Source organism: Streptomyces sp. NPDC041129, from assembly GCF_055592265.1.
In genome coordinates this window covers 170,366-184,158 of the sequence record NZ_JBVIYV010000005.1, presented here as the reverse complement: position 1 = coordinate 184,158, position 13,793 = coordinate 170,366, and the positions used below count along the sequence as shown (strand labels likewise).

General features: G+C 72.5%; 11 protein-coding genes. 5 read left to right on the top strand and 6 right to left on the bottom strand.

Annotation, left to right across the window (positions count from 1 at the left end):
- Positions 1-6 precede the first annotated feature (6 nt).
- Genes ACZ6B1_RS18765 through ACZ6B1_RS18755 form a run of 3 tightly spaced genes read left to right on the top strand, consistent with a single transcriptional unit; the run spans position 7 to position 3,370 of the window.
- Complete coding sequence (locus ACZ6B1_RS18765; RefSeq protein WP_468779683.1) at positions 7-1,404, top strand: peptidoglycan-binding protein; 1,398 nt, start codon at positions 7-9, stop codon at positions 1,402-1,404.
- Positions 1,401-2,159, top strand: a complete 759-nt coding sequence (locus ACZ6B1_RS18760; RefSeq protein ID WP_468779681.1) for an ABC transporter ATP-binding protein — start codon at positions 1,401-1,403, stop codon at positions 2,157-2,159. The genes ACZ6B1_RS18765 and ACZ6B1_RS18760 overlap by 4 nt, the downstream gene beginning before the upstream one ends.
- The gene (locus ACZ6B1_RS18755; protein WP_468779680.1) at positions 2,156-3,370 is read left to right on the top strand and encodes an ABC transporter permease; all 1,215 of its coding nucleotides are present in this window, start codon (positions 2,156-2,158) and stop codon (positions 3,368-3,370) included. The genes ACZ6B1_RS18760 and ACZ6B1_RS18755 overlap by 4 nt, the downstream gene beginning before the upstream one ends.
- Positions 3,371-3,697: 327 nt before the next feature.
- Here the strand turns inward: ACZ6B1_RS18755 and ACZ6B1_RS18750 are convergent, their stop codons facing one another.
- Positions 3,698-5,314, bottom strand: coding sequence for a sensor histidine kinase (locus ACZ6B1_RS18750; RefSeq protein ID WP_468779678.1), 1,617 nt, complete (start codon positions 5,312-5,314; stop codon positions 3,698-3,700).
- On the bottom strand, positions 5,311-6,033 hold the full coding sequence (locus ACZ6B1_RS18745; protein ID WP_468779676.1) for a response regulator transcription factor: 723 nt from the start codon (positions 6,031-6,033) through the stop codon (positions 5,311-5,313). The genes ACZ6B1_RS18750 and ACZ6B1_RS18745 overlap by 4 nt, the downstream gene beginning before the upstream one ends.
- A gap of 383 nt (positions 6,034-6,416) precedes the next feature.
- On the opposite strand from ACZ6B1_RS18745, the gene ACZ6B1_RS18740 reads away from it, so the two are divergent.
- A complete protein-coding gene (locus tag ACZ6B1_RS18740; RefSeq protein WP_468779674.1) occupies positions 6,417-6,773 on the top strand; it encodes an SH3 domain-containing protein in 357 nt (118 codons plus the stop codon).
- Positions 6,774-6,875: 102 nt separating this feature from the next.
- On the opposite strand, the gene aspS is transcribed toward ACZ6B1_RS18740, so the two are convergent.
- Positions 6,876-8,639: an aspartate--tRNA ligase gene (gene aspS / locus ACZ6B1_RS18735; protein ID WP_468779672.1), complete on the bottom strand. Its 1,764-nt coding sequence runs from the start codon at positions 8,637-8,639 to the stop codon at positions 6,876-6,878.
- 176 nt (positions 8,640-8,815) lie between these two features.
- Between aspS and ACZ6B1_RS18730 the strand changes: the two genes are divergently transcribed.
- Positions 8,816-10,939 carry an ATP-binding SpoIIE family protein phosphatase gene (locus ACZ6B1_RS18730; protein WP_468779670.1) on the top strand — a complete coding sequence of 708 codons (2,124 nt, stop codon included), beginning with the start codon at positions 8,816-8,818 and terminating at the stop codon, positions 10,937-10,939.
- Here ACZ6B1_RS18730 and ACZ6B1_RS18725 read toward each other — a convergent pair.
- From ACZ6B1_RS18725 to ACZ6B1_RS18715, 3 genes are all read right to left on the bottom strand, one after another.
- Entirely contained in the window at positions 10,909-11,955 is a 1,047-nt protein-coding gene (locus tag ACZ6B1_RS18725) for an AI-2E family transporter (RefSeq protein WP_468779668.1), read from the bottom strand. The two genes, ACZ6B1_RS18730 and ACZ6B1_RS18725, sit on opposite strands and share 31 nt — an antisense overlap.
- 146 nt (positions 11,956-12,101) lie before the next feature.
- Complete coding sequence (locus ACZ6B1_RS18720; protein WP_468779666.1) at positions 12,102-13,079, bottom strand: pirin family protein; 978 nt, start codon at positions 13,077-13,079, stop codon at positions 12,102-12,104.
- Between the two features lie 109 nt (positions 13,080-13,188).
- Entirely contained in the window at positions 13,189-13,665 is a 477-nt protein-coding gene (locus ACZ6B1_RS18715; RefSeq protein ID WP_468779664.1) for an SseB family protein, read from the bottom strand.
- Between the last annotated feature and the right edge of the window lie 128 nt (positions 13,666-13,793).

Below are 13,793 nucleotides of genomic sequence, written 5' to 3'. Positions count from 1 at the left end.
GACGTCATGAAGGACGGGCACCACGAGCCGGTGGCGGGAGCGGCGGGCCTTGAGGACTTGGGGGACAGGGGCCGGGCCCCGGGGCCGGACCGGGGCGCCGCACGCCGGCGGAACAGGCTCGCCCTCGTCGTGGCCGGCCTCCTCGTCGTGTCCGGCGTCAGCGTCGTCGGTGCCCTGGGCCTCGGCGGGGGCGGCGGCTCCGACGACCACCCGGCACCGGGCCGCAGCAGCCAGGTCGTACACGTCACCCGGGCGACCCTCACCGACCAGACCGAGGTCGACGGACAGCTCGGTCACGGGCCCCAGGTCCCTTTCCCGGTCAAGGCGAAGGGCACGGTGACCTGGCTGCCGGCCACCGGCACCACCCTGCGGCGCGGCCGGACGGTGATGCGGGCCGACGACCGTCCCGTGGTCCTGCTGTACGGCAGCCTGCCGATGTACCGGGACCTGGGCGTCGTCGAGCCGGAGCGCTCGGACGCCGCGGGAGCGGGCGAGGGCACGGACGCGGGCGACGGCGGCTCGGCGGCCGGCAAGGCCCCGGCCGGCGCCACCCCGTCCGCCTCGGTCACCCGCCCGGGCGCCACCGCGGCGGCGCCCCTGCACGGCATGGACGTCAAGCAGTTCGAGAGCAACCTCAGCGCCCTCGGCTACTCGGGCTTCACCGTCGACGAGTCGTACACCGAGCTGACCGCGAACGCCGTGAGGCGCTGGCAGAAGGACCTCGGGCTGCCGCAGACCGGCAGGGTCGGCGCCGGCGACGTCGTGTACGCGCCCGGGCCGGTCCGGGTCGCGGGCACCAGCGCCCGCGTCGGGGACGAGGCCGCCGGCGGTCAGGTCAGCTACACCAGCACCTCCCGCATGGTGACGGTCAGTGCCCCTGCCGCCGACACGGACTGGGCGCGGCGCGGCGGCGAGGTCACCGTGGACCTGCCCGACGGCCGCTCGGTCAGGGGAACGGTCGCCAGCCTGGGCTCGGACGCCTCGTCGGCGTCCGGCGGGGGCGGTGACGGCGCGGGTGCGGGTGACGGCGGAGGTGACGGCGGTGGCACCGACGGGGGTTCCGGCGGTGGCCCGGACGGCAAGTCCGCGACGGTCTCCGTCGTGATCACCTTCGACGACCAGGGTTCCCTGGGCCGGATGCAGAGTGGGCCGGTCACCGTCCGCTACACACGGAAGCAGCGCGAGGACGTCCTCACCGTGCCGGTCGCCGCGCTGACCGCGCTCGCCGAGGGCGGCTACGGCCTGGAGCTCGCCGACGACGGCGCCCGGGACGACAGCAAGGACGGGGAGGCCGGTGGTCCGGGACGCTTCGTCCCCGTGAGGACCGGGCTGTTCGCCGGGGGCAAGGTGGAGGTCAGCGGTCCCGGCGTGCGCGAGGGCATGAAGGTGAGGATCCCCAAGTGAACCCGGAGGACGCCGAGTACGCCGCCACTGTCGCCCCCGCCCTCCCCGTCGCCTCCGTGGTCGAGTTCGCGGGGGTCTCCAAGACGTACGCCGGGGGCGTCAGGGCCGTGGCGGACGTGGACCTGACCATCCGGCACGGCGAACTCGCCTGCGTCGTCGGCCCGTCCGGCTCGGGCAAGTCGACCATGCTGCACCTGATGGGCACCCTCGACAGGCCGTCCGCCGGGCGCATCGCCATCGACGGGTACGAGGTCGCCGGCCTCTCCGACCGGGAGCTGTCCGCGCTGCGCGCGCAGCGCGTGGGGTTCGTGTTCCAGCAGTTCCACCTCGCGGTCGGGGTGCCCGTGCTCGACACGGTCGCCGACGGTCTGCTGTACACCGGGGTGCCGCTGCGGGAACGCCGGCGCCGGGCCGCACGGGCGCTGGCCCGCGTCGGGCTCGACCACCGGCTCGGCCACCTGCCGCACCAGCTCTCCGGCGGCGAACGGCAGCGGGCGGCGGTGGCCCGCGCGGTGATCGGGGAACCGGCGCTGCTGCTCGCCGACGAGCCGACCGGCAACCTCGACTCGGCCTCCGGGGCGGCGGTGCTGGCCCTGCTGCGGGAGCTGCACACGGCCGGCACCACGGTCGTCGTCATCACGCACGACCGGGAGATGGCGGAGGTGTTCGACCGCAGGGTGGAGATGAGGGACGGACGTGTCGTGGCCGACAGCGGCCCGCGCACGGCCACGGCGGGTACGGGGGACCGGCGGTGAGGCCGTGCACCGCGGGCGGGGGAACGCTCAGGCCGGCCCGGCTGCGGCCCGCCGACTTCCTGCGGCTCGGCGGCACCGGACTGCGCACCCGGCCGCTGCGCGTCTTCCTCTCCGCGCTGGGGATCGCGATCGGGGTGGCCGCGATGGTCGCCGTGGTCGGCATCTCGTCCTCGAGCCGGGCGGAGGTGGACCGCCGGCTGGACGCGCTGGGCACCAACATGCTGCGGGTCGCCCCCGGGCGGACGCCGGACGGCACGGCGACCCGGCTGCCCCAGGAGGCGGTGCCGATGATCCGGCGGATCGGGCCGGTGGCCCAGGTCGCGGCCACCGGTGGGGTCAAGAACGCGGCCGTCTACCGCAACGAGCACATACCGGTGGGGCGTACCGGCAGTGTGGAGGTGGCCGCGGCCGGAGCGGGACTGCTGCCCGCGGTCGGCGGCGAGGTGCGGGTCGGACGGTGGCTGACCGAGGCGACCGAGGAGTACCCGGCGGTGGTGCTGGGCGCGCAGGCCGCCCGCCGGCTCGACGTCTACACGCCGGGCACCCGGCTCTGGCTCGGCGGCAAGTGGTTCTCCCTGGTCGGTGTCCTGGAACCGGTGCCGCTCGCACCGGAGATCGACGGCTCGGCGCTGGTCGGCTGGCGGGCGGCCCGGACGTACCTGGGCTTCGACGGCCATCCGTCGACGGTGTACGTACGGGCCCGTGACGACCGGGTGTCCCACGTGCGGGCGGTTCTCGCGGCGACGGCCAACCCGGAGAAGCCGAACGCCGTGCTGGTCTCCCGGCCGTCCGACGCGCTGGCCGCCCGGGAGGCCACCGAGTCGACGCTGACCGGGCTGCTGCTCGGCCTCGGTTCGGTGGCGCTGCTGGTGGGCGGGGTCGGGGTGGGCAACACCATGGTGATCTCGGTCCTGGAACGCCGGCCCGAGATCGGGCTGCGCCGCGCGCTGGGCGCCACGAGCGGGCAGATCCGGGGCCAGTTCGTCTCGGAGTCACTGCTGCTGTCGGCGCTGGGCGGTCTGGGCGGCACGGTGCTGGGCACGGCGATCACCGCGGTCTTCGCGTCCGTACGGGGCTGGCCGACCCAGGTCCCGGTCTGGGCGACGGCGGCGGGCGTCGCCGTGACCCTCCTCATCGGAGCCCTGGCGGGCCTCTACCCGGCAGTCCGGGCAGGCCGCCTGACGCCGACGGAGGCGCTGGCGGGGCCATGAGCAAACCGGCCGGTGACCGGCACCCTCGACGTCCGACCGCCGCCGACCGGCACCCTCGACGTCCGACCGCCGGCGACCGGTCCTCCACGACCGGCCGCCGCCCCCTCACCGCCGGGTGGCCGCCGGTCCCTCGCCGCTGGGCCACCGCCCGTCCTCGTGGCGACCGGACGCTGTCCCCTTCCCGCCCGGGGGCCGTCGGTCCCCTTCCGGCGGGTAGCCGACGACGCGCCCTTCCGGACGGCGCAGCCGTCCGCCGTCGTCGCGAGCGTCGACCCCACCGGCGTCACCGCCCACGGCACCCGGCCGCCACCGGCCGCGCCGCGTCCCTCACCGCACCGCCCCCAGCGTCACCGTGAACGTGGTCCCCGTGCCCACCCGGCTCGTTGCCTCGATCGTGCCGTCGTGATCGGTGACGATCTGCTGGGCGATGGCGAGGCCGAGGCCGCTGCCTCCCGTGGTGCGGCCACGTGCCGGGTCCGCGCGCCAGAAGCGGTCGAAGAGACGGGGCAGTTGCTCCGCCGGAATCCCCTTGCCCGTGTCCCGCACGAGGAGCACCGCCGCGTCACCCCGGCGCTCGGCGGAGAGGGTCACCGTCCCGCCGGGCGCGGTGGCCCGCAGCGCGTTGCCCACCAGGTTGCCGACCACCTGCCGCAGCCGGTCGGCATCGGCGTGGACCCGTACCGGACGGGGCGCCTCGGTCCGCAGCGTCACACCGGCGGCCTCCGCCTGGGCCAGGTGGGCGGTACGGCTGGTCTCCAGCAGCTCACCGAGGTCCACGACGGCCCGGTGGTAGGTGAGCGCCCCCGCCTCGGCCAGCGCCAGGTCCTGGAGGTCGTCGACGATCCGCTGCTGCAGCAGCGCCTCCTCGTGCAGGGAGTCCAGCAGTTCGGGCGTCGGTTCGACCACGCCGTCCCGCAGCGCCTCCAGATAGCCGCGCACATTGGCGAGCGGGGTGCGCAGTTCGTGGGCGATGTCGGCGGTGAGCCGGCGCTGGCGTTCCTCGGCGGCCTGCAGCGAGTGGGCCATGCGGTTGAACGCCCGGCCCAGCTCGGCCATCTCGTCCCGCCCGGAGACCGGCACCCGCCGTTCCAGTTCACCCTCGCCGAGGTCACGGGCGGCCGAGGTCAGGGCCCGTACCGGCCGCAGCACCGCCCGGCTGAGCAGCAGCGCACCGAGCACCGCGACCAGGGCGACACCGGAGGCGACGGCCACCGTGGGCGCGGCGGCCAGCCCGGCCGGTGCCTCGCCCCGGAAGCCGAGCCCCACTTGGAGCCGCGGCGGGGCGAGGGCGGCGGTCCGCTCGTTGAAGACCCGCTGCAGACAGGCGGTGAAGCGCTGTTCGCCGGAGCAGCGCGAGACGGCCGCGTGGTCCTCGCCCGCCCGGGGGTCCGCTCCGGGGTCGGACCGGACGCACTGGGCCTGGTCCCGGTCGGTGCTGATCCGCGGGATGCCGGTCCGCCCGGTCCGGGCGGTGACCTGCGCGCCGGCCCTGGTCAGGCAGGTGGCGTAGGTGACGGCGGACCGGTAGTCGGCGATCGCGGCCACCGTCCGCTTGACCGAGGCGAGCGGTACGGAGGTCTCCGGCAACCGCAGCCGGGGCCGGGGGTCGACCAGGACGGGCGGCTGTCCGCCGACCGGGCGCGGGGTGCGGCCGGCCAGGGCGTCGGAGTCGGCGAGGAGGACGTCCGACTCGGTGCTGACCCGGATCCGCTGACCGGTGTCCGCCGCCAGTTTCCGCACGGTCGGGGCCACGCCGTCCCAGGTGCCGTGCCGGAAGCCGTACGACTGGAGGGCGTGGGTGATCCGCGCCACGTCCTGGCGCCCGGCGGTCACCGAGTCCCGTGCCTGACTGGCCGCCTGCCGTAACGTCAGCCAGGCGGTGGCCCCTGTGGCGGTCAGGGCGATGAGGGCCAGCAGGGCCAGTACCCGCAGCCGGAAGCTCACCGCGTCCCGCCGTCCGGCACCGGCGTCCCGGGCGCCCGCGTCGCCAGGCGGTAGCCCCGCCCGTACACGGTCTCCACGTACCGGGTCCCGTCGCGGCCCCGCACCAGCTTCCGGCGCAGGTTCATCACATGCGCGTCCACGGTGCGCTCCAGCACGTTCTGGTCGAACCCGAAGACCCGGTCGATGATCTGGGCCCGGGTGAAGGCCCGCCCCGGCTCGCCCGCGAGCACGGCCAGGATCGCGAACTCCTTGCCCGTGAGCGGCACCGGTTCACCGGCCACCCGCACCTCGAAGCGCGCGGTGTCGATCTCCAGGTCGCCGACCGTGAGCAGGGCCGGCCGTTCGCCCTCGGCGGCCCGGGCCCTGCGCAGCAGCGCCCGTACCCGGGCGGTCAGTTCGCGGGGGCTGTACGGCTTGGTCATGTAGTCGTCGGCCCCGAGGTCCAGGCCGAGCAGCAGGTCCTCCTCGGTGCTGCGGGCGGTCAGCAGCAGGATCGGCACCCGGGAGTCCATGCGCAGGATGCGGCAGACGTCGAGTCCGTCCACGTTCGGCATCATCACGTCGAGGACGATCAGGTCCGGCCGGGAGGCGCGGGCGCGGTCGATCGCGGTGCGCCCGTCGGCCACGAGCTGGACGTCGTGGCCCTCCCGTTCCAGGTAGATACGGATGAGTTGCGCCTGTTTCACGTCGTCCTCGGCCACCAGTATGCGAGCGGGCAACGCGACTCCTTCGCCTGGGATTTCACACCGTACCGGATTGGACCCGTACTGATGAGGGGCGGATACGGAGCTTTCTCATCCGCCGCCGGCCGGAAACGGGAATTCCGGAATCCGTGGATCCATGGGCCCGGCGACCGAACATTTCGAGCCGAACGGCCACCTCGCTCAGGGTTGTACGCATGCCACACAACGGCACAGGAATGGCCTGTTCCCCCATCATTTCTTTTCGGTCGCACATCGAACAGAAACGGACATCCCTTATCGGAAGCATTTCTTCAGTCCGTCCGGCACCGAATCGTACTAGTGCCACTCGGGGCCCGGACGATCCCGGGTGACGCGAAAGGAAAAGCGACAACGACAAGAACAACGACGATGGGGGTTCAATGAAGCGTCGATTCGCAGTCGTTCTGCCCACGCTCGTGGCGGTGGCCGCGAGCCTGCCGATCGCCCTGGCCACCACGCCGGCCTCGGCGGCCGCGTCCTGCGGCAAGACCGTGACGGACAAGGACTCGAGCGCCTGGAACAAGACGGCGGACGGGGCCAACGAGCGCAGCGGCTCCAGCACCGGCTGTGCGATCAACGGGATCGCCTACTCCACCCAGCGGCTGGACTACCACTGTTACACCGTCGCGGGCGACTACACCTGGACGTACGTCCGCAACGACAGCACGGGGGTGTACGGCTGGATCCGTGACGATCTGCTGAGCGACTACGGCAGCTCGGTCTACTGCGGATTCTGACACCGCGAAACGGAATCCGTTCAGGAATCCGAGCACGGCAGAAAAAGGGCGGCCCCCCTGTGGGGGCCGCCCCTCTCGGCCGTCGCGGAAACGGCGCGTGAATTACTTCGGCTGCGGCTTCCGGACGGAAAGGTGCAGCTCGCGCAGGCGGGACTCGTCCAGCTCGGTCGGCGCGCCCATCATCAGGTCCTGGGCGTTGCCGTTGAGCGGGAAGGAGATCGTCTCGCGAATGTTGGGCTCGTCCGCGAGGAGCATGACGATCCGGTCCACGCCGGGCGCGATTCCGCCGTGCGGCGGGGCGCCGAAGCGGAAGGCACGGAGCATGCCCGCGAACTTCTCCTCGACCGTCTCGCGGTCGTAACCCGCGATCTCGAAGGCCTTGAGCATGATCTCCGGCTCGTGGTTCCGGATGGCGCCGGAGGACAGCTCGACACCGTTGCAGACGATGTCGTACTGCCAGCCGAGGATGTCCAGCGGGTCCTGGGTCTGCAGCGCCTCAAGACCGCCCTGCGGCATCGAGAACGGGTTGTGCGAGAAGTCGATCGCGCCGGTGTCCTCGTCCTTCTCGTACATCGGGAAGTCGACGATCCAGCAGAAGCGGAAGACGTTCTCCTCGAACTGCCCGGCGCGCCTGGCGGCCTCGACCCGCACCGCGCCCATGATCTTCGAGACCTCGTCGAACTCGCCGGCCCCGAAGAAGATGGCGTGGCCGGGCGCCAGCGACAGGCGCTTGGTCAGCTCGGCGACGTTCTCCTCGGTCAGGAACTTGGCGATCGGGCCGGACAGCGTCCCGTCCTCGCCGACGCGCACCCACGCCAGACCCTTCGCGCCCAGCGAGACGGCGAAGTCACCGAGCTGGTCGAAGAACTTGCGCGGCTGGTCCTGGACCGCCGGAACGGGCAGCGCACGCACGTGCTTGCCGGCGAACGCCTTGAACTCCGAGCCCTCGAACACGTCGGTGATGTCGACGAGCTCCAGCTTGGCGCGCAGGTCCGGCTTGTCCGAGCCGTACTTCAGCATCGCCTCGCGGAACGGGATGCGCGGGAAGGGGGAGGTGACGTGGCGGCCGCCACCGAACTCCTCGAACAGCTCCGTCATGAGCTTCTCGATCGGCTGGAAGACGTCCTCCTGCTCGACGAAGCTCATCTCGACGTCGAGCTGGTAGAACTCGCCCGGCGAGCGGTCGGCGCGGGCGTCCTCGTCGCGGAAGCAGGGAGCGATCTGGAAGTAGCGGTCGAAGCCGGAGATCATCAGCAGCTGCTTGAACTGCTGCGGGGCCTGCGGCAGCGCGTAGAACTTGCCGGGGTGGACCCGGGAGGGGACCACGTAGTCGCGGGCGCCCTCGGGGGAGGTGGCGGACAGGATCGGCGTCGCCATCTCGTTGAAGTTCATCGCCGCCATCTTGTGCCGGATCGCGGAGATCACGGCCGTGCGCAGCATGATGTTGCGGTGCATGCGCTCGCGGCGCAGGTCCAGGAAGCGGTACTCCAGGCGCCGCTCCTCGTTGACCCCGTCCTCGGCGTTGATGGTGAAGGGCAGCGGGGCGGCCGCGCCGAGCAGCTCGACCTCGGAGACCTCGACCTCGATCTCACCGGTGGGCAGGTCGGCGTTCACGTTCTCGGTTCCACGTGAAACAACGCGGCCGTCGACGCGGACCGTGGACTCCTTGGAGAGCTTGTCCAGGGCCTCGTACGAGGGCGTGCCGGGACGGGCCACGAGCTGCGTGATCCCGTAGTGGTCGCGCAGATCGATGAAGAGGATGCCGCCCAGGTCGCGCCGATTGTGCAGCCAGCCACTCAGCCGGACGTCGGTGCCGACGTCAGAGGCGCGGAGCTGGCCGCAGGTGTGGGACCTGTACCGATGCATCGTCGTTCATCGTCCTTCGTGGTGGGGTGATGAGTGCCGGGACTGCCGCCCCGGCGGGGGCCGGGCACGGGGCCCGGACCCATCAAGGGTACCGGGCACGCCAAGATCGGCTCCCCACCATTTCCGGCGTCCGCCAAGGGTGGCAGTTATCGATCGCTTCTCCTTAAATGGGGGCAATGCGTACAGGCGAGCCCCTGCCGTCCGTCGGTGACGTCCTCGCCGCCCTCGCGACCGGGCTGTGGCACTGGGACACCGCCGCCGGACTGGTCACCGTGGACGGGGAGGCGGCGCGGCTGCTCGGGCTGCCCCCGGAACCGGTCACCCTCACCGAGAGCCAGACCCGGGCACGGCTGCATCCGGAGGACTGGAACGAGATCACCGGCGTGGTGCCGCTGGCGGTCGACGAGGGCACGCTCGCCGAGGTCCGGATCCGGATCATGGACGAGGAGGGCCGGGTCGTACGGGTCGTGCGCAGCCGCTCGAAGCCGTCCTTCGAACCGGACCGGCGGGCGTACGAGCTGATCGGCACGCTCCAGGAGGTCACCGAGCCCACCCCGGGCACCGCGGCGGCCCGCAACGCGGTCACCGGCGACTGGCGTCGCTCACGGGAGGCGTTCCTGCTGGACGCCGGCCGGGCGCTGGCGGAGGCGCGTTCCACGGAGGAGGTGCTGCGGGTCGCGGCCGGGCTGTCCATGCCCGGGTTCTCCCCGGACGGCCTCGCGGTGTTCGGCGTGGAGGGCGAGCGGCTGACGGTGATCGGCCACCACGGGCAGCAGCCCGGTGAGGACGGGCCCTTCCTGCACATGCCGCTCAGCACGGACTACCCGGCGGCCGAGGTGGTCCGCACCGGCCGGGCCGTCTATCTCTCCTCCCCCGAGCAGTACCGGACGCGCTACCCCGCCACCTGGCCGCTGGCCCGGCACTTCGAGCGCCGCTCCTGGGCGTTCCTGCCGCTGACGGCGGCCGGACGCACCATGGGCGCCTGGATGGCGGCCTTCACCTACCCGGTGGCCTTCACCCCGGACGAGCGCGCGGTCCTGACGACGGTCGCCCGGATGCTCGCCCAGGCCCTGAACCGGGCCGGCGCCGCCGACACCCAGCGGGAGCTGACCGAGGGCCTGCAGCGCTCCATGCTGCCGTCGCTGGGCCCGGAGATCCCCGGGATGACGGTGGCCGCCCGCTACATCCCGACCGGCGGCGGGCTGCAGGTCGGCGGCGACTGGTACGACATGATCCCGCTGCCCGGAGGCAGGTTCGCGCTGGCCATCGGCGACGTCCAGGGTCATGACGTCCGCGCGGCGGGCCTGATGGGCCAGCTCCGGATCGCGCTGCGCGCCTACGCCTCCGAGGGCCACCGACCGGACGCCGTACTCTCCCGCGCCGCCCGCTTCCTGCACGGCATCACGCACGACGAGCACATGACCGATGTGCGCTTCGCGACCTGCCTCTACGTCGAGGCGGATCCGGCGACCGGAATGCTGGAGATCGCCCGCGCCGGCCATCCGGACCCGGCGATCCGGATGGCCGACGGCACGGTGATGATGCGGCCGACGGCGGGCGGGGTGCCGCTGGGCGTCGATCCGGACGCCGACTACCCGACCACCCGGTTCACGCTGGAGCCCGGCGAGACCCTGATGCTGTGCACCGACGGCCTGATCGAGACCGGCGGCCACGACATGGAGAGCGGCTGGCGGCGCATACGCGCGATCCTCGAGGACCACACGGGCGATCTGGAGTCGATGGCCGACGCGCTGGTGCAGGGCGTGCACGGACCGTCCTCGCACCACACCACCGGCCCGCTCGCCGACCGCCGCGAGGACGACATCGCGCTGCTGCTGCTGTGCCGGCAGGGCGCGGGCCGCGGCCGCGACGACACCCTGATCCTGCGGCCCCGGCTGCGGCGCACCCTGCTTCCGGTCGCGCAGGACGAGCCCGAGCGGATCGCCGAGGCCCGCCAGCACCTGCGCGAGCTGCTGCACGACTGGGTGTCGGCCGAGCAGGTGGACTCCGCGGTGCTGCTGGTCTCCGAGATGGTCACCAACGTCCTGGTGCACACCGACGCGGACGCGCTGCTGCTGGCCGAGGTCGCCGGGGAGCCGGGCGGGCGCCGGCTGCGGGTGGAGGTCACGGACTCCGGCGACGACCTCCCGCACCGGCGCCGGCCCGGAGAGCTGGCCTCCTCCGGCCGCGGTCTGATGCTGATCGAGCTGCTCGCGGACCTGTGGGGGGTGGACCCGCGCGGCAAGGGCAAGAGCATCTGGTTCGAGCTCTACGAGTCCGACGGCCCGGCCGCCGTGTGACGTTCGCGGAGCTCGTGCACGACCCCGAAGACGGCCGCGGTCAGCGGCACCGAGAACAGCATGCCGAGGATGCCCGCCACGGACGCCCCGGCGGTGATCGCCAGCAGCACCACCGCGGGATGCATCTGCACGGTCCGGCTCTGGATGGCCGGCTGGAGCACGTGCCCCTCCAGCACCTGCACCGCGAGCACCACGCCCAGCGCCCACAGCGCGATGACGAAACCGCGGTCGGCGAGGGCGACCAGCACGGCCACCGCGCCCGAGATGAAGGCGCCCAGGTAGGGGATGTAGGCGCCGACGAAGACGAGCGCGCCGAGCCCGATCGCGCCGGGCACCCGGAGGATCAGCAGGCCGACGGTGATGCACACGGCGTCGATGAGCGCGATGAGCGTGGTGCCGCGCATGAACCCCTGCACCGCCCCGAAGGCACGCCGCGCCATCGCCTCCAGGGCGTCGCCCCGGGCGCCCGGGGCGACGGACCTGAGTGCCCCGGCCACCCGGTGGGAGTCACGCAGGAAGAAGAAGACGAGCAGCAGCGCGAGCAGGATCATGGCCAGGTACTCGCCCACCACGCCGACCCCGCTGATGACGTTGGAGGCCGCGGTCCCGCCGAACTTGCCCAGCAGTTCCTTGGCGTTGGCGGCCAGGTCGTCCAGCCCGGTGCCGGCGGCCCCGAAGTGCCTCGTCAGGGCCCTGACGGCCTGCCGTACCGACGCGATGATCTGGTCACCGGTGTCGACCAGCGCGGCGATCACGATGTACACGGCACCGCCCACGACGGCCACCACGGCGACGCAGGTCAGCCCGGCGGCGAGCGACCGCTGCACCTTGGCCTTCACCAGCCGCCGGTGCAGCGGCCCGAGCAGCGCCGTGCCGAGCAGCGCGAGCAGCACCGGCACGACGGCGGTACGCAGCGCCGCGCACAGCCGGATCGCGACCCACCCGACTCCGGCGACCAGCAGCACGACGGCACACCAGGCGGCGAGACGGCGCACGGACTCGGGCAACAGCGACACACCCCCAGCGGATCACCCCCCGGCCCGTCTGTCCTGCCGCGCGGGCCCGGCCGGGTGAGGGTTCCGGCCCCGTACACGGCCCCGTACACGCCCGTCGCCCGGACCGCTGGACGGGCGGGGCGGGCGACGGGGACGGGCGCGGCGGGTCAGGCCTGGGGGCCGCTCGCGGTCATGCCGTGGACGGCCGGGACGGTGCCGAGGCGGCCCTTCTGGAAGTCCTCGAAGGCCTGCATCAGCTCTTCCTTGGTGTTCATGACGAACGGGCCGTAGTGCGCCATGGGCTCACGGATGGGCTGTCCGCCGAGGAGGACGACCTCCAGGTCCGGGGTGTGCGAGTCCTGCCGCTCGTCCGCGCGGACCGTCAGCGAACCGCCCGCGCCGAAGACGGCGGTCTGGCCCAGGTGGACCGGCCGGCGCTCGGTACCCACGCTTCCGCGGCCCGCCATGACGTAGGCGAGGCCGTTGAAGTCCTCGCGCCAGGGCAGGGTGATCTCGGCGCCCGGGGCGAGGGTCGCGTGGATCATCGTGATCGGCGTGTGCGTGATGCCGGGGCCCGCGTGGCCGTCCAGCTCGCCCGCGATGACGCGCAGCAGCGCGCCGCCGTCCGGGCTCGTCAGGAGCTGGACGTTGCCGCCGCGGATGTCCTGGTAGCGCGGGGCCATCATCTTGTCCTTGGCCGGGAGGTTCACCCAGAGCTGCAGGCCGTGGAAGAGACCGCCGGACATGACCAGCTGCTCCGGCGGGGCCTCGATGTGCAGCAGGCCCGAGCCCGCGGTCATCCACTGGGTGTCGCCGTTGGTGATGGTGCCGCCACCGCCGTTGGAGTCCTGGTGGTCGAAGATCCCGTCGATGATGTAGGTGACGGTCTCGAAGCCGCGGTGCGGATGCCAGGGGGTGCCCTTGGGCTCGCCCGGCGCGTACTCCACCTCACCCATCTGATCCATCATGATGAACGGGTCGAGGTGCCGGTAGTTGATCCCGGCGAACGCCCGGCGCACCGGGAAGCCCTCACCCTCGAAACCGCTCGGGGCGGTCGTGACGGCGAGCACGGGCCGCGCCACCGCGTCGGCGGGAGCTGCCACGCGGGGCAGGGTCAGCGGGTTCTCGACGGTCACTGCAGGCATGGTCGGTACCTCCTTGTGCAACCAGTTTAGTTGAGCATTGAACTTTCTGCCACCCCACAACAGAACGAGCCCGGAGGGCATTCCCTCCGGGCTCGCAGCGGGTGCGGGGTCAGCCGCCGTACATGCGGCGCATGGCGAAGTCGACCATCTGTTCGACCGCCTTGGCGTCGAACACCATCCGGTGCTCGCCCTCCATGTCCAGGACGAAGCCGTAGCCGCTCGGCAGCAGGTCGATCACCTCGGAGCCGGTGATCACGAAGTACTTGGACTCCTTGCCCGCGTACCGGCGCAGCTCCTTGAGCGAGGTGAACATCGGGATCACCGGCTGCTGGGTGTTGTGCAGGGCGAGGAAGCCGGGGGTGTCCCCGCGCGGGCAGTACACCTTCGACGTGGCGAAGATCTGCTGGAAGTCCTCGGCGGGCATCTGTCCGGTGGTGAAGGCGCGCACCGCGTCCGCCAGGGAGGGTGGGGACGGCTCCGGATAGAGCGGCGCCTGCTGGCCGTACCCCCCGACACCGCCCTGCTGCGGGGGGACGTAACTCTGCTGAGCGGCGCCACCGTCCATGGGCTGGCCGTATCCGTACATGCGCAGAAGAGTACTCAGTCACAGATGACCGAATCGGGCTTGCGTCTTATTACCGGCGGGTAGCATCATCGTAGCTACTTGTTGGTACGTGAACCAGATGCGAGGAGTCAGTGCCTCGCCGAGTCCGA

Coding starts and splice junctions, on each gene's coding strand:
- ACZ6B1_RS18765 (WP_468779683.1), top strand. CDS start 7: ATGAAGGACGGGCACCACGAGCCGGTGGCGGGAGCGGCGGGCCTTGAG.
- ACZ6B1_RS18740 (WP_468779674.1), top strand. CDS start 6,417: ATGAAGCGTCGATTCGCAGTCGTTCTGCCCACGCTCGTGGCGGTGGCC.
- aspS (WP_468779672.1), bottom strand. CDS start 8,639: ATGCATCGGTACAGGTCCCACACCTGCGGCCAGCTCCGCGCCTCTGAC.
- ACZ6B1_RS18730 (WP_468779670.1), top strand. CDS start 8,816: ATGCGTACAGGCGAGCCCCTGCCGTCCGTCGGTGACGTCCTCGCCGCC.
- ACZ6B1_RS18720 (WP_468779666.1), bottom strand. CDS start 13,079: ATGCCTGCAGTGACCGTCGAGAACCCGCTGACCCTGCCCCGCGTGGCA.
- ACZ6B1_RS18715 (WP_468779664.1), bottom strand. CDS start 13,665: ATGTACGGATACGGCCAGCCCATGGACGGTGGCGCCGCTCAGCAGAGT.